This is a genomic window from Paenibacillus wuxiensis (assembly GCF_040195695.1).
GTDB classification, from domain to species: domain Bacteria; phylum Bacillota; class Bacilli; order Paenibacillales; family Paenibacillaceae; genus Paenibacillus_B; species Paenibacillus_B suaedae.
Map to the genome: position 1 here is coordinate 122,538 of NZ_JBEFZI010000002.1, position 21,182 is coordinate 143,719.

Genomic DNA, 21,182 nt, shown 5'->3' on the forward strand with positions numbered 1-21,182 from the left:
TATTTCGAAAAGGAGGGCAATAGACTTGAACCGAATAGGAATCTATTGGAAAATCATTTTACTTTCATTCGGTTTGGTTCTGTTCTCCCTCCTTATTGGTGTAGAAGTCTTGCTAGGAAGCTTGACTAGCGTCAAAGAAGAAGGCTTACGTCAACGGCTTATTACGACTGCCCAAATCGTTGCTAATCTACCGGGAGTGGCAGAATATATCAATAAGCAGAATGGAGCTGAGTATATTGCTCCCGTTGCTGACAAAATTCGCATGCTGAATGAGGCTGATTATATCGTCGTGCTGGATATGAATCGCAAGCGCTTATCACATCCTCTATCGGATCGAATAGGAACGTATTTTAGTGGCGACGATGCGGATGCAGCTTTTGCTGAGCATATGTATGTTTCCAAAGTAAAAGGTGAAGCAGGTGTTGGCTTGCGGGCATTTGTGCCAATCATGAACGCGAAGCATGAGCAGGTTGGCGTTGTAATGGCAGGGGGACTTCTGCCAACAATGAAGGATATTTTTCCCGAGCAACTCAGATCGGTTATGGTAATGATAATATTAGCGCTTTCGTTTGGAATGATGGGTTCAGCGATGCTTGCGAAACATATCAAGAAAGAGATGTATAATCTAGAGCCGCATGAAATTGCCACAATGTTTCGTGAACATACGGCTGCATTCCAAGCTATGCATGAAGGCGTAATCGCCATCGACAGCAAGGAGCGAATCACGATTTTCAATGAACGGGCTAAGCGCATTTTTGGTGTGTCCAAGGATGTTATTGGGTTGAACATTTGGGATGTGATTCCAGATTCTCGCTTGCCTGAAGTACTTAAGGTAAAGATGCCGCTCTTGAACCACGAATTGCTGGTTGGCGATACGCTCATTTGGAGCAATCGAATACCCATAATCGAGCAGGGTGTTACACAGGGAGCCATAGCGATTTTTCAAGACCGCACGGAGGTTACGCAGATGGCAGAAGAACTGACAGGCGTGCGAGAATTTGTGAATGCCTTGCGAGCCCAAAATCATGAGCATATGAATAAAATGCATACCGTTGCGGGGCTTCTCCAGCTTGGAAAGCATGAAGAAGCATTAAGATATTTGTTTGAGGTATCTGATCAACATGAAGAGACAACAAGATTTATGCAGGAGCATTTTGAGGATGATGGAGTTGCAGGCTTACTGCTTGGTAAGATCAGTCGCGGACATGAGCTTGATATAGATGTGATCATCGATCCGAATTGCGGCTTGCGTCAATTTCCAGATTCGCTTGATCGGCGAGATATCGTGCTTCTGGTAGGCAATTTGATTGAAAATGCATTTGATGCACTTTCCAATATCGAGGTTGATCAGAAGACAGTGTATCTGTACATTGGACAAGATGAAGATTATTTATCGATCTTAGTTGAGGATAATGGCTGTGGTATGACAGAAGACACGAAAGCAAGAATGCTGGAACGCAGCTTCTCGACGAAAAATGGAGAGCATCGAGGGATAGGCCTATTTCTGATAAGTGGGATTATTGCAAAAGGTAAAGGGCTGCTTCGGTGTGAATCCTCCCCAGGACTCGGAACATCAATGGAAATCGTTTTTCCGATGAAGGAGGCGACAAGAGATGCAGGAGCAATGTAAGCATTTCGTGCAAGTATTATTGATAGAAGATGATCCAATGGTTCAGGAAGTGAACCGCATGTTCATCGAACGGGTGAACGGTTATAAAGTGATTGGTGCGGCAGGCAACGGTTTGGATGGATTGCGGATGATCGAAGAACTGAAGCCGGATCTTATCTTTCTGGATGTGTTTATGCCTTCACTTGATGGAATTAGTACGCTGCAGGAAATTAGAGCGCGTGATCTACCAGTGGATGTGATCGTAGTTACGGCTGCTAAAGAGACGGAAACATTACGAGCGATGATGCGAAACGGTGCAGTAGATTATATTATCAAGCCATTTAAACTAGAGCGGGTTAGACGGACATTGGAACGTTATCGTGATCGATACGAGACGTTAACCGACGATCATACAGTTACCCAAGAGCAGCTTGATCGTATTCTGCAAATGGGAGATGAGATCCGAACTGATAGCACTGTGAACGATGGATCTCCTCTATTAGAGCAGAGTTTAGGGCAGAGTGTAATCCGAGACAAGAACATTATCGAATCATCATCACCTGCTGAATTGTTTATACCTACGGAAGAACTGCCTAAGGGATTAAATCCAGTAACACTTAAACAAGTGCTTGCAGTCATGGCTGATAAAGGTGGGAAGCTATCCGCAGAAGAAACAGCCGAAGGGGTTGGGATTGCGAGAGTAACAGCTAGAAGATACCTTGATTATTTGTCAAAGATAGGATATGTCTGCCTAGAGGTGAGTTATGGAGGCGTAGGGCGACCAATTAATCGGTATGTGCTTCATTCAAGACCAAAATGACCAAATAATCCGAAACACGCCTTTTACGTGAATATTAAAATTACAAATGAAAATGTAACAACGAAGAGGATGGGGGCTAATTACTCATGACTTATACAGGTTAAATGCTGCCACTTCTTATTGCAATGAAATATCTGGTATGTTAATATTGCGCTAACACTTACGATAGGAGATGAAGAGGATAATGTAGAATTTCTTGCTAACGTTTAAAGGATAAAACAAGTTCTATTTGTGCTGTTTTATTCTTTATTGGCAAGAAAGTTACCTTATTCTTTTCACTCAAAATATATCCTTATCTGACTCTGTGTAGGGTTGGATTTGTTTTATTTTTTTGAGCTGTAAGAAAGGTCAACTTTCTTGCAGCTCTTTTTTATTTGTGAACCAAGGAGGTTTCTGGAATGTCATTGATCAAGGTAACGAATCTGACATTTGCCTATGACGGCAGTTACGACAACATTTTTGAGCATGTAAGTTTACAAATCGATACCAACTGGAAATTGGGCTTTACGGGGAGGAACGGTCGGGGCAAGACTACGTTTCTCAATCTGCTGCTCGGCAAGTATGAATACAGCGGAACGATTTCCTCTAACGTCAGCTTCGAGTATTTCCCGTTCCACGTCGAACACAAGGAAAATTATACATTCGATGTGGTAGCTGAAATCTATCCCGACTACGAGCACTGGCAGCTCATGCGCGAGTTTTCGCTGCTGAAGTTGTCAGAAGATGTGTTGTATCGACCGTTCGACTCGTTGTCCAACGGTGAACAGACGAAGGTAATGCTGGCAGTCCTGTTTTTGAAGGAAGACAGCTTTTTGCTTATTGACGAGCCTACCAACCATCTGGATCTGCATGCTCGGAAGCTGGTAAGTGATTATTTGAACGAGAAGAGCGGCTTTATGTTGGTGTCACACGATAGGGCGTTTCTCGACAATTGTGTAGATCATATCATTTCGATCAATAAGACTAATATCGAAATTCAGAACGGAAATTTCTCAGATTGGTGGGAGAACAAACAAAGACAAGATAATTTCGAACTGGCTGAAAACGAAAAGCTGAGGAAAGACATTAAGAGGCTGTCCGAAGCGGCCAAGCGAACGAGCAACTGGTCGCACGAAGTAGAAAAAACGAAAAACGGCACCCGTAACTCCGGCTCCAAGGTCGACAAAGGGTATATCGGCCACAAGGCCGCCAAAATGATGAAGCGATCCAAATCGATCGAGCAGAGACAGCACTCTGCGATCGAGGAAAGATCACAGCTTCTGAGAAACGTCGATAGCTCGGAAAGCTTGAAAATATCGCAGATGACTTATCATAAACACCAATTGGTCGAGCTTGATCGCGTTTCGATTCATTATGGAGAAAAGAACGTGTGCAGCGATATCAGCTTTACTATCGAGCAAGGGGACAGAATCGTGCTCTCCGGTCCGAATGGCTCAGGCAAATCCAGTTTGCTCAAATTGATTTGTGGCGAGGATATTCCTTATTCCGGCGTGTTTCGAAAAGGGAGCCAGTTGAAAATTTCCTATGTTTCACAAGATACCTCGCAGTTGCAAGGCAATTTGACGGAATTCGCTAAATCCAGTGAAATTGACGAAAGCTTGTTCAAAGCGATTTTGAGAAAACTCGATTTTTCGCGCTTGCAATTTGAAAAGGACATCGCTTCTTATAGCGGCGGTCAGAAGAAGAAGGTACTGATTGCGAAAAGCCTCTGCGAACAGGCTCATTTGCATATTTGGGACGAACCGCTTAATTTTATCGACGTCATTTCCAGGATGCAAATCGAAGAACTGCTGCTGGAGCATTCACCAACAATCCTTTTTGTGGAGCATGACAGCGAGTTTTGCAAACATATCGCAACTAAAATGGTGGAACTGAACATATAACACACCCTAGGAGGATGAAAACAATGAACATTGAGGTTGAGGTTGTAGATGATAATGTGAACCGGTTCCTACCGGCTGACCCGGTTCACAAAAAAATAGATCTGTTGCCGGAGGTATACCAATCTATCGACAGATGCACGTAGCGATGATGTCCATAAACTCATCGTGATTTTTTCTGCGTAGTTGGTGAATGACGCATGAAAGCTCCAGATTGACGGTTGCTTTTTTGCATTTTCTCCGGCGGTAAGGAGAACACATGAAACCAACCTCCAAATATGAAACGATAGGACAGATCCTGTCCGACTTCAAGCAGCCTGCGTACCGGTATGGGCAAATTATAGACGCTATTTTCAAACAAAAAATCGCTGAGTACGAACGGATCACCATACTGCCTGCATTTTTGCGACAAGAGTTGGCCCGGACGCTTGGTCCGAACGTCTCCAGCGTTATTCCGGTAAAAGAACTCACATCACAGCAGGTCAGCAAGGTGTTGTTTGTCATTGATGGAGGCGAACGCGTAGAGGCCGTAAGACTTTCCTATAAACGAGGATGGAAATCGTATTGTATTTCCACGCAGTGCGGCTGCGGGTTTGGATGCCGCTTTTGCGCCACGGGTACCATCGGGCTGAAACGCAATCTAACCGCCGACGAAATTACCGACCAATTGCTTCACTTTCACTTGAACGGCCACACCTTGGACAGCGTGTCCTTCATGGGCATGGGGGAGGCGCTCGCCAACCCGCACCTATTCGATGCGCTGGCAATTTTGACTAATCCAAATCTCTTCGGTCTAGGACATCGAAGAATTACGATTTCGACCATTGGCCTGTTGCCAGGAATCGATAGGTTGACGCGGGAGTTTCCACAGGTCAATCTAACCTTCTCGATGCATTCGCCTTTCGACGAGCAACGGAGTGAACTGATGCCGATCAATAAGCGGTTTCCGCTCCGCGATGTGCTGAATTCATTGGATCGCCACATCCGACATACGGGAAGAAAGGTGTATATCGCATATATTTTACTTCGAGGGTTCAACGACTCGGCGGAGCATGCGAAAGCGGTTGCTGCGCTGTTGAGGGGAAGGGGAGCTTGGGAACACCTCTACCACGTGAACCTCATTCCCTACAATTCAACAGAAGTGACGCCTCAGAGCTACTTGCCATCTGATCCAGAGAGGATCGAAACGTTCGTGCGGACGTTGAAAATGTACGGTGTGAACGTTACGGTCCGAACTCAATTCGGAGCGGACATTAAGGCGGCATGTGGTCAGTTGTACCGAGCTGATTCTAAAATGAATGGATAGGAGAGATAGGTATGAGTTCTTTCGTTCTCGGTTTTCAGGAAATGAAAAATAACCAGCTACTGCTCGTTGGCGGAAAAGGATTGAATGTAGGGGAGTTATCAAAAATTGAGGGAATCCAAGTACCAGAAGGCTTTTGTGTGACAACACGGGGATATCAAAAAGCAATCGAGCAAAACGAAACGTATCATGCTTTGCTCAATCGACTGACGATGCTAAACATTGAGGAACGAGATCAAATTGGTGAAATCAGCAGGAAGATTCGAGAAATCATTTTGGAAGCGGAAATTCCTTCTGATGTTGTGGAAGCAGTAACTCAATATCTCTCCCAGTTTGGCGAGGAACATGCTTATGCCGTGCGTTCTAGTGCGACTGCTGAAGATCTGCCACATGCCTCTTTTGCTGGCCAACAAGACACTTATTTAAATATTATCGGCAAAGAATCCATCCTGCAGCATATCAGCAAATGTTGGGCCTCCCTATTTACGGATCGCGCAGTCATTTACCGCATGCAAAATGGATTCGACCACATTCACGTTTATTTAGCCGTTATTGTTCAAAGGATGGTGTTCCCACAAGCTTCGGGGATTTTATTTACCGCTGATCCGATTACTTCTAACCGCAAGGTAATATCCATCGATGCCAGTTTTGGACTTGGAGAAGCGCTGGTCTCTGGCCTGGTCTCTGCCGATTGTTATCAAGTAAAGGAAGGGGCGATCATCGATAAGAGGATCGCGGCCAAAAAATTGGCGGTCTATGGACGAAAAGAAGGCGGAACAGAGACTCAACAGATCGTGCCTGAGCTGCAAAAGACTCAAACCTTGACTGAGCAACAAATTTTACAACTAGCTCGTATCGGAAGGCAGATCGAAGCCTATTTTGGTTGCCCGCAAGATATCGAATGGTGCTTGGTTGATGATGCCTTTTACATTGTTCAGAGTCGGCCAATCACGACGTTATACCCGATTCCGGAAGCGAATGATCAGGAAAATCGCGTTTATGTATCTGTCGGTCACCAACAAATGATGACCGATCCTATGAAACCGCTGGGATTGTCTTTTTTCCAGTTAACCACTACAGCACCCATGAGTAAAGCTGGTGGCAGGTTGTTTGTTGATGTGACACCTATGCTAGCTAGCAGAGACCATGTATTACATTACCTGGGAAAATCCGATCCGCTTATCAAAGATGGACTGATGACCGTTCTAGAGCGGGGTTTTATAAAGATGCTGCCAGATGATAACACAGCACCAAATCCGTATAAAAGCACCGCAGATAAAATGCGTGAAATTGAAAACAATCCGTCAATCGTTCCGGATTCCATTAAACGTAATCAAGAATCGCTCGAAGCGTTGAAACACAATATCCAAACGAAATCAGGGGCGGATTTGCTCGATTTTATTTACGAAGATCTTGAACAATTAAAGAAGATTGTATTTGATGCGCAAATTATAGATGTGATTCTGGCTGCAATGGATGCAGCAGCATGGATCAATGACAACATGAACGAGTGGTTAGGTGAAAAACACGCTGCAGATACACTTTCTCAATCTGTACCGGGCAATATTACTTCGGAAATGGGTCTGGCGCTATTGGATGTCGCAGATGTGATCCGTCCTTATCCAGAAGTCATCGATTATTTAGAACATGTAAAAGAGGATCATTTCTTGGATGAACTGCTTAAGTTAGAAGGTGGGCAGGAAACCCGAGACGCTATCGATGCTTATCTCGTCAAATATGGAATGCGCTGTGCCGGAGAAATCGATATAACTAGAACGCGTTGGAGTGAGAAACCAACTACGCTTGTCCCCCTGATTCTCGGCAACATCAAAAACTTTGAGCCTAATGCGAGCAAGCAGAAGTTTGAGCAAGGGCAACAAGAAGCTTTGAAGAAAGAAGAAGAGTTATTAGAGCGATTAAAGCAATTGCCGGATGGCGAACAAAAAGCCAAAGAAACAAAACGAATGATCAATCTCATCCGCAATTTCAGCGGGTTTCGCGAATATCCAAAGTACAGCTTGATTAATCGCTACTTCGTGTATAAGCAGGCTTTACTGAAAGAAGCGGAACAACTCGTAAAAGCGGGCATTATTCATGAAAAGGAAGATATCTTCTATCTCGCTCTTGAAGAACTTCACGAAGTCGTACGCACCAATAAACTGGACTACCAAATCATTATCAAACGAAAAGACGAGTACAACCATTATGAAAAACTAACCCCACCACGTGTTATCACGTCTGATGGCGAAATCATGGTAGGGAAGTACAAACGAGATAATCTCCCCGCGAATGCTATTGTAGGTCTGCCTGTTTCTTCAGGTGTTATAGAGGGGCGTGCACGTGTTATCTCCAACATGGAAGATGCTGATCTAGAAGCTGGAGATATCTTAGTCACCGCCTTTACGGATCCTAGCTGGACACCATTGTTTGTGTCTATCAAAGGCCTCGTCACCGAGGTTGGCGGACTGATGACCCACGGAGCCGTTATCGCGCGTGAATATGGCTTGCCTGCTGTTGTAGGAGTAGAGAACGCTACTAAGCTGATCAAAGATGGACAACGAATTCGTGTGCATGGAACAGAAGGGTATATCGAAATATTGTAATGCTTGAGCGCCGTGCAGGAATTCCTGAAAGTAGTCTCCACAATACCGAAACAAAGAAGACCGAGGAAGCTATTCCTCGGTCTCGTAATGTTGTTAATCAAGTTTAAAGCCATAAAATTCGCCGCGTCTTGATCGCATAAGTCGATATGCATAAGGTTTGGATCGACCATACGATATGGACGAGAAGCTATATGGTCAGCGCCATTTCTGATCGTGCAGATCAAAAGGATGTATTGGATCGGCTCATGCGGTACCAACAGGACATAGGCGATGTATTCAAGCTCTATTATGGAGAAGCCTTGGTAATAAGCTTTTGTTGTGTACTTCTGCATCCTATTTTTAGTGTGATTTCTTCTATTTGAGTAGAAACTTGCTATAATTAACCATAGAAAGAGAGGTGAATATTTGCAGCCAGCGGTTTGTCGTTATTCAACATGTGAGCTCAAAAGAAACCGTGAGGTGCGGAGCTGGCGGGAGGCATTCTATTTTCGACAAACGGCTGCAAACTGCTCCCTATCGTTTTCCGTTATACGATAGAAATAAGCTGATGCTTCCGCTTATTTGACTAACTATATAAAAGAAAAACTTTGAAGGAGGCTGTACATAGTGTTTGCTGTATCCAACGAGCAATTTTTCTACTCATTTAGCAAAGATAATTCTCAAGCTTTGCGCGTTCCATCCAATTCCCGTGTTGTCATCCATACCTTCGATTGCTTTAAGGATCAGATTCAATCGGAACAAGCTACGTTCCAATCCATCGATTGGAACCAGATCAATCCGGCCTCGGGAGCGATCTATGTCGAAGGCGCTATGCCTGGCGATATCCTCAAAGTACATATCAACGAAATTGAATTGGGCAAGCAAGGCGTTATGGCTGTAGGGCCCGGACTTGGCGTCATGGGGCACCGTATCGATGCCTTTCAAATCAAAATCATCCCCATAGAAAACGGCAAGGCTCTATTTAATGATAAGCTGCACATTCCTTTGACTCCCATGATCGGAGTGATCGGCGTTGCCCCGGCAGGTGAGCCTATTTCCTGCGGCACTCCCGGTGCGCATGGCGGCAATATAGACACGAAGCTGATCACCACCGGAGCGACGCTCTATCTTCCCGTTTTCCATGAAGGGGCGCTGTTTGGCCTCGGCGATCTGCATGCAGCGATGGGGGATGGCGAAGTCGGTGTCTCCGGCATCGAAGTTTCCGCTCGTGTAACCGTAACGCTCGAAGTCATCAAGGGGACAAGCATCCCGTATCCTTTTGTGCAAAATAAAGAAGGGGTAGCTTCGATCGTATCCAAGCCTACGCTCGATGAAGCGGCGCGTAAGGCTGTAAAAGTCATGATCGATGCTCTGCTTCCCCACATGGAGCTGTCCTTGGGCGAGCTGACGATGCTGTGCAGTGCCATCGGCCAATCGCAAATCTCGCAAATTGTCGATCCGCTCATGACAGCAAGATTCTTTATACCGAATAGCGCGCTGGATGCTTATAATGTCAAATTATTCGAACAGTCAACAATTGCCGGAAGAGATGAGGGATAAGTCTGAAGACTAACGTTACGTCACAGCCGGAGCGTATGGCTAATTTGGAACAGTTCGGGTACAAACAAGAGCTCAAGCGTTCCTTATCGTTCTGGGATTTATTGATTTACGGGCTTATATTCATGGTCCCGATCGCCCCATTCGGCATTTACGGCTACGTGGCGCAGGGCTCGTTCGGGATGGTATCTCTCGCGTATTTGATCGGCATGGTCGGCATGGTGTTCACGGCGCTGAGTTACGCGCGAATGTCGGAAGCGTTTCCGATTGCTGGATCCGTTTATTCCTACGCCCAACGCGGCATCAATGAACATGTCGGTTTCTTTGCCGGGTGGGTGATTCTGCTCGACTACATACTTATTCCGTCACTTTTGTATTTGATCAGCGCCTCAGCCCTAGGAGCAATAATTCCCGAAATCCCGTCCTATGTCTGGCTGCTGATCTTTATCGGCATCAATACCGTTATCAATATTTTCGGCATCGAGATTACGGCAAAAGCAAACAAAATCATAGTCACGCTGCAACTGCTCATTCTTGCTGTGTTCATTACTGCGGCGGTTATTGCTGTTGCGAAAGGGGTTAACGGCGCCACCTTTACATTTAAGCCCCTATATGACCAAGCTCATTTCAACATCAGCACGATCATGGGGGCGGTATCCATTGCGGTGCTAAGCTTCCTTGGCTTCGATGCGGTATCAACGCTTGCTGAAGAGACAAACGGAGGCAAAAAGGCCGTCGGCCGTTCCATCGTCTTCTCTCTGCTGGTCATCGGCGTCATGTTTATCGTCCAAACCTGGGTTGCGGCGCTTCTGTGGCCGGATTACACGACTTTCGAGAACGCTGATGTCGCCTTCTATCAAATCGCCGAGCTCGCAGGCGGACCTTGGCTGAAGTGGACAACCATTATCGCCACGGCACTCGCGTGGGGGATTGCCAACTCGCTGGTGGCCCAAGCGGCCATTTCCCGCATCCTGTACAGCATGGCGCGCGACAAGAAGCTCCCGGGGATTCTGGCCAAAGTCCACTCTAAGTATCAAACGCCTTATGTGAGCGTCCTGATCGTCGCGGCAATTTCGCTGATCGTCACGCTCAGCTTTTCATCGCATATCGCCAGTCTGTCCTCGCTCGTCAATTTCGGAGCATTGACAGCCTTCCTGTTTCTTCATTTGTCGGTAATCAACTATTTTCTTCGGAAGCTGAAGAGCAGGGATTACTTGAATCATCTGCTCTATCCGCTCATCGGACTCGTGATTATCGGCTACGTCTGGTACAGCCTTGACGCTGCTTCCAAACAGTTCGGGTTCATCTGGATGGGCATTGGAATTGTATATATGATCTATCTGAAGCTGACGAAGAAGGATGCTTCGATCGCTGGGGATCTGTAGATGCTTGTTATCTTTATGGATTAACAAAACGCTTACTTCAAGACTTTAAGTATGTAAACCTTTCGTTACAACGTCATGAAGAAAGGATAGAATATGGGAAAGCAGGCATTAGATCAATTCCGCACATGTATTCCTTTTTTCCAACTGTTAGTTGATCCGCATCGCCAAGATATCATTCTGTGGCTTAGTGAACAGGGGCCAATGTCAGTTGGTGAAATAACAGCCCAATCTACATTATCGCGTCCAGCGATTTCTCATCATTTAAAATTGCTGCGGGATCAAGGCTTAGTTACGATGGAGAAGATCGGTACAGAGCGTTATTATTCCGTAACCTTGGATACTGCTGTTGATTCGTTAAAAAAACTACTATTGTTACTTGAAACTGAGTGCCTTTAGAGCAAATCTAAAGGCATTTGTAATCTCCTATATGTCCAAGGGTTCGAACGCTTAGATATTTAAATGTTCGGAATTGTTGGATGGATAAGAGCATAAGGAATTTATACAGTGAGAATACAGAATAGAAAAGGGGTGTAAAGGAATGAATCAAATAGAGAAGCTGGAAGTGAATAGCATATTAGCGCAACATAAAGAATTTTTTCAAAAAGGAACGACGAATACTGTGCAATTTCGCCTCGAACAGCTGAGCAAATTAAAAGATGCCATTAAGCGTAATGAAGACCGAATTACAAAAGCACTGTATCAGGATCTAGGGAAAAGCGAATATGAGGCGTATTCAACGGAGATTGGCTTTGTACTGGATAGTATGAAGAACACAATGAAGCAAGTGAAGAAATGGATGAAGCCCCAGAAGGTAAAAACACCTCTAGCTTTGTGGCCTTCTAGAAGCCGCATTATTAAAGAGCCATATGGGACAGTACTCATTATCGGGCCTTATAATTATCCGTTCCAATTGCTGATCGAGCCTCTTATTGGTGCAATTGCTGCGGGGAATTGTGCGGTACTTAAGCCTTCAGAACATACACCTCATACAACGCGAGTCATTCATGAAATGATTAACGAGATTTTTGATAAGAGCTACATCCGCGTCGTAGAAGGGGAGAAGGAAATAACGTCAGCATTTATTCATGCCCCTTTTGACTATATCTTCTTCACGGGAAGTGTACAGGTTGGAAAGATTGTGATGGAGGCTGCTGCCAAGAATCTGACTCCCGTAACCTTAGAACTTGGAGGGAAGAGCCCCGTCATTGTAGACAAGACTGCGAACTTAGATGCAGCAGCGAAAAGAATTGTATGGGGCAAGTTTATGAATACAGGCCAAACCTGTATTGCGCCAGATTACATGTTGGTACATTCGGAAGTCAAAGACGCTCTCATTTCAAAAATGAAAGAGGTCATCGTGAATTACTATGGAGAAGATCCGATGGACAGTAAGGACTATGGCCGCATTGTGAATGAGCGCCAATTCGATAGATTGAATTCAATTCTGGAAAAAGATCAAAATAACGTAATCTATGGCGGTAAATCAGTAAGAGAGAAGTTGTATATCGAACCAACATTACTGGAGGCAGCATCTTGGTCTGATGCGGTTATGTTAGACGAGATTTTTGGGCCGCTTCTACCGATTTTGGAATACGCTCAGTTAGACCATGCCATTCACACCATTCAAGAGCATCCGAAGCCATTGGCCTTATACTTGTTCACTGAGGATAAGAATTGTGAGGAAGAGGTGTTGCGTAGAGTTTCCTTTGGTGGCGGTTGTGTAAACGATACGATTCTTCACATTGCGAATAGTCATTTGCCTTTCGGTGGTGTTGGGAATTCGGGCATAGGCGCCTATCATGGGAAATATAGTTTCGCCCTTTTTTCACATCATAAGAGCATTATGAAGAAGAGCACAAAAATAGACACGAGCTTTATTCTGCCTCCGTACAACGAGAAGAAGCTGAAATTGGTTAGAAAGTTCTTAAAATAGAAATTTGAGTAAATCGGAAAACCAAATCGAAAAGACAAAGCGAAGACGTCAGCCCGTAGACGTGCTGACGTCTTGTGCGTATCTATAAATTGCAATACTCAAACTCGTTGTCGAGCGCGTCGAAACTAATCTCCTGTTTTAACACTTGTTTTAATTCATCGTTTGAGATTAACCCTTCCAGTGGCAACTTGCGCCCAGTTGAGGTCGTTTCTATGTGTTCAAAAACATCTCTACCATAGATTTCTTCCAACTTTTCAACTTGACTATGCTTCATATACTTTCGGTGAGTTCTTAATATGTTGGCAGAATTGACTTTCAAATCGCCACTTGCTGTATTGGAATACTTCATATTCGTTACATCTTCAAGCAAGTCCCGAAAAATAAAATCCTGTAAATTTTTCGCCAAAACAACAGCGGTAATATCATCGTGATAAATCAACGTAATAGGTACATCCTCACCATTTTGTTTATCAAATTGGAACACATACAAATCTCCGCTTTTTTGTCGACCAAATGGAACAAACTGAAACTCTGGTTTCGTCTGACGATAATCGTCAGGGTCTTTAAATGCTTCGATTTCTTCAACGATTCTGTTCCATTTTAGCAACTCAAAGTCAAAGCCGAAAAACAGCATAGGCGGGTTTTGGGCTAATTTGGCATAATACTTTCCGTACCAATCCTGCCCATATTCTCCGCCCGAATCCAACATACCGTCTACATACAACTGTCTATATAGTTTCGGGTATGTAAAATTGTACTTCTGTTCAATTTGCTCTAATTCGTTCATACTATCCTCCCAAAACTAGGCTATTTGCTATCAGTATAGCAAACGCGAACTAGTTATTAAATACCACAATTGGCATGGAAAGGAGCGCGGCAGTGGCTATATCATCACAGTATCAAAATCGTCAGCCGCGGCAAGGGTAAGTCTGCGGCGGCGGCTAACCGTTCGGGAGAAACCATCAGGAATGAAGCTTTATTGTAAATTTACAGTTGTAATAGTTTATTATATAGGTTATATTTACAAATGTAATAGTTAATCGATGTTGAGAAGGGAGGAAAAACAATGGAGAAATCGCCTAAGATTTCGGAATCCGAGTGGGAAATCATGAAGGTCATTTGGAGGGAAAACCCGATGACAGCCGAGCAAATTGTGCAGCATTTGCCGGAGGGTACGGACTGGAGCGATCAGACGGTCAGAACCTTTATCAACCGGCTAATGAAGAAAAAAGCGCTGGGTTACCAGAAATCTGGAAGAAGTTATCTGTACTATCCGCTAATTTCGGAAAAAGAGTGCGTGCGCGCGGAGAGCCGTTCTTTTTTAAACCGAGTCTTCAATGGCGCAGTTGGATTGATGATGACCAATTTTTTGGAGGAAACCCAGCTATCAGATCAGGAGATTGAGCGATTGCAGCAAATTTTGCTGGAGAAGCAAGGAAAAGAATAATCTACAGATTCAAAAGACTGATCACAGCCTTACAAGCGTGAAATTTAACCAAATGAGGTTATGCCATGGATATCGCTGAACGTCTCTTCAATTGGTTTGTTGCCTCGACGCTGATGGCAAGCGCAGTTGCAGTCCTGGTGCTGTCAGTTCAGCATCTGTTCCGCAGACGCATCCATGCGCGTTTGAGGCATGCGCTATGGCTAATTGTACTATTGAGGCTCATGCTGCCGGTGCTGCCGCAAAGTCCGGTAAGCTTGTTCAATGCAGTTCCTAAACTTACAGACATAAAAAATGCTGTCTTCGGGTTTACGTATCAGTTAAACAAGCCTGACACGATATCCGAACACAGCCAAATAGAAAACACCAATCAACCCTATTATACAACGAATGAAGCTGAGAAGAACACTGTTTTTCAGCCTCATATGACCATGAAGGATACGGAAGAACATGCCGCAGCGGGCATAGAGAGAGAAAGCCACCCGGCTGCTCGTGTGCTGGCTATAGTTTGGCTGACGGGTGCGGCCGTCTTGCTCGGATATAACCTGACCTACTGGCTGCGATTCCTAAGAAAACAAAAACAGCTCAGCCCTGTCGACAGTCCTGCGATATTGAAGATTGCGGAACAATGCCGAATCTTATTTTCCATTAAACGCCCTGTGCGGATTTACGCGGATCCATCCGCTCAGAGTCCGTATATTACTGGAGTTTTCCGTCCAGCAGTCTATCTGCCGAAATCGCTTATTTCAGAAGCAGTCAATGAACAGCTTCTCAAGCATGTGATCGCTCATGAGCTAGCCCACTACAAACGAAAGGATACAATCTGGAATATGATCGGCGGTCTTGTGTTTGCTGTTCACTGGATGAATCCGTTCGTATGGTTCATGCTGCGGCAGATGAAAGCCGACCGAGAGCTGGCCTGTGATGCTTGTGTCCTGGAGGCGCTTGGGGAAGAGGAGGCTGTGCCTTACGGCATGACGATTATCGGATTTCTAAGACGGTATGCTAAGGGAAGAAGTCAGGCGCATCTTCTTTATTTCAAAGGCTCTAACGGTCAAAAAGAGATGATAAGGAGAATTAGTATGATTCAATCTTTTAAAAAGGGTTCTTATAAATTTTCAATGATGGCAGTCATTCTCGTACTCTTGATCGGTACGGCAACGCTGACAAATGCGAACGCATCTGAAGCGGGAGCTTCCGCTTGGGTTCATGCCGAAGACGGCGGGAATGAAACGCTATTTCCGAATGAAAAATTCCGGGTATATGATAACCTTGAAAAAGGGGCGAAGGTGGTACCGTTTACATTTAAAGTTCCATCCTTGCTGCCAAAGGGCTATGGTTTTAGTGATTTGAGCATTCAGTTCAAAGCTTCGCCACCGAGTGTCAACTTAGATTACGTTACGACTAAAATAAGCAAAAGTAATGGCAACTTCAGCTTGGGAATCAAGCCAGGCACTGATCTTCAGAAACAGTATGATCAAATATTCAAGAAAGAGCAAGACGGAACCGCTCGGACGGATAGCGGGAAAGTTATAGAGAAAGAATCCATATCCTTAGCTGGCATAGATGAAGGCTATAAAATTACGATTCGCATGACCAAGTGGAAGGGACAGCCGGAAAGATATTATTATATCTGGAAGGATCAAGGCATAAGCTATGAACTAAGCTCCTACACCTTGTCCAGAAGCGAAATGGAGAAAATGATCGGTTCCATGAAATTTCCCGATGCAGAGATGAACAAACTTCATGTAGATAATGATTATCACGGGAAAATCTTGACCTCTTTGTATGACATGGAGGATATCCAGCGCGCTCAGAAACTGGTTGGTTTTAAAGCCGCTTTTCCGCGCAAGCTGCCCGGGGATTTTGCCGCCAGCAGTTCCTATGTTTCCCGTAAAGTGAATTTCAATCATGTAGAGAATGATGAGGATTCCATGCGCAAACTGTTGAATGTCACTTATAGCCGAGGCGATCACAAACAGAAAAATAAAGCTGATTCCGGTATCCGAGACGTTTCATTTAAGCAGATGTTAAACGGGAATATGTATCAGGGGATGAAAAAGAAAGGTCAGGTTTCTTTTACGAAAATTGACGGTGAACGGAATAATGTTAAGCTCACAGCCATAACTCTACAGGGGAAAGAAGTACTTCGTACTGAACCTTACAATCTGGATGGTGAACCTAAAGGACCTAATGATCTAAGACTAGTCAGCTATTTCTGGTTTGACGGTAAGGTTTGTTATCAGGCCGTTTTCAGCGGCCAAGGATCGGAGGAGCAAAAAATAGTGCAATATTTAATGACACCTGATCGTTAATATAAACAGCCGTCTAGCTTGGGAGTTTCTACACCTATGTCATTGAGCGGCATTCTTGGCCGCTTCGTATTAATGATGATGATAACTGGAGAACTCTAGTTCAATAAACACACGCACGCAGGCAGCCGACCAGACGATCGGCTGCCCTTTCTATGTAAATGGTGTTGACAACAACAAAAAAGATAATATTTACAAAAGACCGAATGCTCGATAGTATTTTAGATGTGTTTACACTCGCGTAATGTATAAAATATAGAAAATAGGGAGACTGTGAAATCATGACAGAAGGAAAAACAACAAAGAAGTCATCGCTCAAATACGTTGTTATTGGTGTATTGCTGATCATTTTAGCCGTTACGAATCCGAATAAAGATGACTTTACTGATTATGTGAGTAAGAAAGCAGACGCAAATCACTTTGTAGCATCTGTTGCTTTTAAGCTTCTGGGGATGGAAAGAGATAATTATATTTTCTTCTCTAAGTTCTCATTTTATAACGTCAATGGAGACAAAGTTATTGTTTATGGTTTATTAAATGGTGTCTTTTTTAGTTTGTAAACAATGGTTTAACCATACATATAACCGTGTCTGATGTCGAAGAAAATAATGTTGTAGCCTGCCAATATAATTTTTTTATACGAACCTTCGTTACTCTTAATATAATTGAGAGGATGATCCAAAATCGCAGGAATATCGAATAAACAAATCTCGATTGACATTTTGCCACTGAGAGTAGAAGACCGTGACCGCTGGAACATCTTGGCTCGAGGTTATAAAACCTTTTACCAGACTGAACTCCCCGACTCAACATATGATGAAGTGTGGCACCGATTGCTGAACGCCGATGGTGTATATGGTTTTGGCGCGCATCTACAAGGAAATTTAGTTGGTATAGCGCACTATCTATTCCATCGTGCTATCTGGATGGAAGATGTCTGCTACCTGCAAGATCTATTCGTCGACGAAGCTGCCCGGGGGCATGGGGTAGCTCGCGCGCTCATAGAGCGGGTCGCGAAATCGGCGCGAGAACATAACGCTTCTCGATTCTACTGGCAAACTCGTCAAGACAATACCACAGCTCGTTTGCTCTATGACAAAGTCGCTAATCACAAGGGGTTCATTCGCTATGATTATCCGCTAGAGTAAAATATACCTCTACGAAAACTATATTTTCTAATTACATCGGAACATGAAATTAGCTTTATCTGAAGGAAGCCTCCCTAAATAGGAGGCTCTTTGTTTGCGCAAAATTAGTTAGAACAAAAGTCTTTAAAAACATGGAATATATAGGTTGACAAAAGAGCGAGTTACCCTTATTATACAATTAACACATTGGTAATTGTTAAAAGAGAGAAAAGGTTGTGCTTACCGTGTCAAACAAAGAGGCCTTAGAGCAATATGATGTCAAACAATATCGAACGCCGGATGGATATACATCGGACATTGCAGTATTTACGATATTGCCTGTTACAATCAAAGAATTTAAACCGCCAGAGATGGATCTCAAGATTATGCTCATCCAGCGGAGTACGCTGAACAGCGAAGGAAAGCCAAATATCGAAGCAGGGAAGTGGGCGTTGCCGGGTGGCTTCGTCAATCCCAATGAGACTGCCTATGAAAGTGCACAACGTGAACTGCAAGAAGAAACAGGTGTAGAGGACATTCACCTTGAACATTTCGGTGTATACGATAAACCAGAACGAGATCCGCGGGGCTGGATGATTACAAATGCACACTTTGCGATTGTTCCAGAGCACAAGTTGTCGCAGAGACAGGCAAACGATGATGCCTCAGATGTTCAATTGTTCTCGGTAAAAGAGGTTATGAATCTCGGTCTTGCTTTTGATCATGCACAAATCATTGCAGATGCGATTCATGTGATTCGCCAGAAACTGCTCGAAACGACTGTCGCAAAGGAGTTTCTGCCCGAAGAATTCACGTACTCAGAGCTGCAAGCCGTTCTCCTTACGGTCACTGATGATTCCGCAATTGCGTTGGAATCGGCATTTGCAAGAAAGATCAAATCATTGCCCTTTATCCAAGAGGTTGCAGGAAAGAAGACTACCCGAACATCGAAACGACCGACACAGTTGTACCGATTTGTCGAAATGGATCTAAACAAATCCATTTACCATACCAGAATGTGATGGATGTTAGCTGATTACAATAAGATGGTGACTAAAGGAAATAGCATTTCGAAGTCGAGGTGTGAAGTGCTATTCTAACTTTATTGTCACTACTCTTTTTTGCAATAACAATTAACAATTATGAAATAGTTAAATTAGAGGAGGAGTACACAATGAAAAAGAAAGCACTCATTAATATCGACTATACAAAGGACTTTGTTGCTACGGATGGGGCATTGAGTTGCGGAGCACCAGGGCAAGCGATTGAAGGGCGAATGACTGAAATTACGAAGGCGTTTATTCAAAGTGGTGATTTCGTTGTTTTCGCTATCGACATTCATAAGGAGAATGACGCATTCCATCCGGAAACGAAGCTGTTCCCGCCGCACAACATTGAGGGAACCGATGGTCGGAAGCTTTTCGGTCAATTGGAGGATCTGTATCAAGCAAATAAAGACGCTAATAATGTCTATTGGATGGACAAAACAAGATACAGTGCATTTGCTGGTACAGACTTAGAGCTTTTACTTCGAGCAAGAAGGATTAATGAACTTCATCTAGTAGGCGTTTGTACGGACATTTGCGTACTCCACACCGCAGTAGATGCTTACAATAAAGGTTTCGATATTGTCGTTCATGAGGATGCCGTTGCAAGCTTTGATGCCGAAGGTCATGTATGGGCACTCAGACATTTCAAGGGTTCGCTCGGAGCTGCAGTAGTCAAAAAGGAGGAAAACGATAATGAATAAGGTTGAGCTTCCAATATTCAATCATGGTGATGACAGTCTCGCGCTGCATACCGATAAATATCAAATTAATATGGCGCAGGTCTACTGGCAAAATGGCATGCATAACCGTAAAGCAGTGTTCGAGGTATACTTCCGCAAACTTCCTTTCCAGAACGGATATGCGATCTTTGCAGGCTTGGAGCGGGTCGTTCGTTATTTGTATGATTTCCGCTTTACCGATAGCGATTTGAGTTATCTTCAGGAAGAAGGGTATAGCGAAGAATATCTAGATTACCTTCGGGCCATTCGTTTCACAGGAACCGTTCGTTCGATGAAAGAAGGGGAACTGGTTTTTGCGAATGAACCGATTATGCGAATTGAAGCACCACTGGCGGAAGCACAGCTAATTGAAACTGCGATACTTAATATCGTTAATTATCAAACCCTTATTGCAACAAAGGCATCTCGAATTAAGCAAGTAGCAGGTGAGGATCATTGCATGGAGTTCGGAACTCGGCGAGCACAAGAACTGGATGCCGCGATTTGGGGTACGAGAGCTGCGTATCTTGCGGGATTCGAAGCAACGTCGAATGTAAGGGCAGGGAAGTTATTTGGCATCCCTGTCTCGGGCACACACGCTCATGCAATGGTTCAAGCCTATCGAGATGAATATAAGGCATTTAAAGCGTATGCAGAAACGCATAAAGACTGCGTATTCCTTGTTGATACCTATGACACACTGAGATCTGGTGTCCCTACGGCAATCAAAGTGGCGAAAGAGTTCGGTGAGCGTATCCACTTTAAGGGTATCCGACTTGATAGTGGAGACTTAGCGTATTTATCGAAAGAAGCCCGTAAAATGCTTGATGAAGCAGGCTTCCCGAATGCCAAAATCTTTGCCTCAAACGATCTCGACGAACAAACCATCATGAACCTAAAAACACAGGGGGCTAGAATAGATGTGTGGGGCATTGGCACCAAGCTGATTACAGCGTATGATCAACCTGCTTTGGGTGCCGTATACAAGCTGATCTCGATTGAAGACGAAAACGGAACTATGGTCGATACGATCAAAATCAGCTCGAATCCTGAGAAGATTACGACCCCTGGACGCAAGCGTGTATTCCGTATCGTCAACAAGGCGAATGGGAAATCAGAGGGCGACTACATTGCACTGGAACATGAAGAACCGAAGTCGGAACAGCGCTTGCATATGTTTCACCCCGTTCACACATATATTGCAAAATTCGTAACGGGATTTGAAGCGAGAGAACTTCATCATACTGTCTTTGAAAGTGGCAACTTGGTGTACGATGTACCTACGCTTAACGAAATTAGGGAGTTTGTAAAAGGAAATCTCGATGTATTATGGGATGAATATAAACGGACGCTCAATCCAGCAGAATACCCTGTTAACCTCAGTCAAGAATGCTGGAATAATAAGATGAGATTGATTGAAGAAGTTCGAAATAGAGTTCAAGCGGCTCTCGAAGCTTAGAAG

At 44.2% G+C, this 21,182-nt stretch carries 17 protein-coding genes and 1 pseudogene; 17 read left to right on the forward strand and 1 reads right to left on the reverse strand.

Annotated elements, in window-relative coordinates; translation table 11 throughout:
* Positions 1 to 25 precede the first annotated feature (25 nt).
* The 10 genes and pseudogenes from ABN764_RS03815 (at position 26) to ABN764_RS03860 (ending at position 13,069) form a co-directional block, all read left to right on the forward strand.
* A complete protein-coding gene (locus tag ABN764_RS03815) occupies positions 26 to 1,630 on the forward strand; it encodes an ATP-binding protein (RefSeq protein WP_268626739.1) in 1,605 nt (534 codons plus the stop codon).
* On the forward strand, positions 1,614 to 2,429 hold the full coding sequence (locus ABN764_RS03820) for a response regulator (RefSeq protein ID WP_268626740.1): 816 nt from the start codon (positions 1,614 to 1,616) through the stop codon (positions 2,427 to 2,429). The genes ABN764_RS03815 and ABN764_RS03820 overlap by 17 nt, the downstream gene beginning before the upstream one ends.
* Before the next feature lie 398 nt (positions 2,430 to 2,827).
* Complete coding sequence (locus ABN764_RS03825) at positions 2,828 to 4,312, forward strand: Lsa family ABC-F type ribosomal protection protein (protein ID WP_446670972.1); 1,485 nt, start codon at positions 2,828 to 2,830, stop codon at positions 4,310 to 4,312.
* 256 nt (positions 4,313 to 4,568) lie between these two features.
* Positions 4,569 to 5,615: a Cfr family 23S rRNA (adenine(2503)-C(8))-methyltransferase gene (locus ABN764_RS03830; RefSeq protein WP_446670973.1), complete on the forward strand. Its 1,047-nt coding sequence runs from the start codon at positions 4,569 to 4,571 to the stop codon at positions 5,613 to 5,615.
* Between the two features lie 11 nt (positions 5,616 to 5,626).
* Positions 5,627 to 8,215 (forward strand): phosphoenolpyruvate synthase, encoded by a 2,589-nt coding sequence (gene ppsA, locus ABN764_RS03835; protein WP_446670974.1) that lies wholly within the window; start codon positions 5,627 to 5,629, stop codon positions 8,213 to 8,215.
* A gap of 140 nt (positions 8,216 to 8,355) precedes the next feature.
* Positions 8,356 to 8,514 (forward strand): annotated as a pseudogene (locus ABN764_RS03840) (glycosyltransferase); the annotation flags it as partial.
* A gap of 307 nt (positions 8,515 to 8,821) precedes the next feature.
* Positions 8,822 to 9,754, forward strand: coding sequence for an acetamidase/formamidase family protein (locus tag ABN764_RS03845; protein WP_446670975.1), 933 nt, complete (start codon positions 8,822 to 8,824; stop codon positions 9,752 to 9,754).
* Between the two features lie 35 nt (positions 9,755 to 9,789).
* Complete coding sequence (locus ABN764_RS03850; protein ID WP_446670976.1) at positions 9,790 to 11,136, forward strand: APC family permease; 1,347 nt, start codon at positions 9,790 to 9,792, stop codon at positions 11,134 to 11,136.
* A 93-nt stretch (positions 11,137 to 11,229) separates the two neighbouring features.
* A complete protein-coding gene (locus tag ABN764_RS03855; RefSeq protein WP_174810611.1) occupies positions 11,230 to 11,532 on the forward strand; it encodes an ArsR/SmtB family transcription factor in 303 nt (100 codons plus the stop codon).
* A gap of 142 nt (positions 11,533 to 11,674) precedes the next feature.
* The gene (locus ABN764_RS03860; RefSeq protein ID WP_446670977.1) at positions 11,675 to 13,069 is read left to right on the forward strand and encodes an aldehyde dehydrogenase; all 1,395 of its coding nucleotides are present in this window, start codon (positions 11,675 to 11,677) and stop codon (positions 13,067 to 13,069) included.
* Between the two features lie 82 nt (positions 13,070 to 13,151).
* Here the strand turns inward: ABN764_RS03860 and ABN764_RS03865 are convergent, their stop codons facing one another.
* The gene (locus tag ABN764_RS03865) at positions 13,152 to 13,856 is read right to left on the reverse strand and encodes an SMI1/KNR4 family protein (RefSeq protein ID WP_446670978.1); all 705 of its coding nucleotides are present in this window, start codon (positions 13,854 to 13,856) and stop codon (positions 13,152 to 13,154) included.
* Between the two features lie 279 nt (positions 13,857 to 14,135).
* On the opposite strand from ABN764_RS03865, the gene ABN764_RS03870 reads away from it, so the two are divergent.
* The 7 genes from ABN764_RS03870 (at position 14,136) to ABN764_RS03900 (ending at position 21,179) form a co-directional block, all read left to right on the forward strand.
* Positions 14,136 to 14,516, forward strand: coding sequence for a BlaI/MecI/CopY family transcriptional regulator (locus ABN764_RS03870; protein ID WP_446670979.1), 381 nt, complete (start codon positions 14,136 to 14,138; stop codon positions 14,514 to 14,516).
* Positions 14,517 to 14,581: 65 nt separating this feature from the next.
* A complete protein-coding gene (locus ABN764_RS03875) occupies positions 14,582 to 16,828 on the forward strand; it encodes a M56 family metallopeptidase (protein WP_446670980.1) in 2,247 nt (748 codons plus the stop codon).
* 278 nt (positions 16,829 to 17,106) lie between these two features.
* Positions 17,107 to 17,385 (forward strand): hypothetical protein, encoded by a 279-nt coding sequence (locus ABN764_RS03880; RefSeq protein WP_446670981.1) that lies wholly within the window; start codon positions 17,107 to 17,109, stop codon positions 17,383 to 17,385.
* A gap of 201 nt (positions 17,386 to 17,586) precedes the next feature.
* Positions 17,587 to 17,973 carry a GNAT family N-acetyltransferase gene (locus ABN764_RS03885; protein ID WP_446670982.1) on the forward strand — a complete coding sequence of 129 codons (387 nt, stop codon included), beginning with the start codon at positions 17,587 to 17,589 and terminating at the stop codon, positions 17,971 to 17,973.
* 224 nt (positions 17,974 to 18,197) lie between these two features.
* Complete coding sequence (locus tag ABN764_RS03890; RefSeq protein ID WP_446670983.1) at positions 18,198 to 18,974, forward strand: NUDIX hydrolase; 777 nt, start codon at positions 18,198 to 18,200, stop codon at positions 18,972 to 18,974.
* Between the two features lie 152 nt (positions 18,975 to 19,126).
* The gene (locus ABN764_RS03895; protein ID WP_446670984.1) at positions 19,127 to 19,702 is read left to right on the forward strand and encodes a cysteine hydrolase family protein; all 576 of its coding nucleotides are present in this window, start codon (positions 19,127 to 19,129) and stop codon (positions 19,700 to 19,702) included.
* Positions 19,695 to 21,179, forward strand: coding sequence for a nicotinate phosphoribosyltransferase (locus tag ABN764_RS03900; RefSeq protein WP_446670985.1), 1,485 nt, complete (start codon positions 19,695 to 19,697; stop codon positions 21,177 to 21,179). Before ABN764_RS03895 ends, ABN764_RS03900 begins: the two co-directional genes overlap by 8 nt.
* The last annotated feature ends 3 nt before the right edge of the window (positions 21,180 to 21,182 follow it).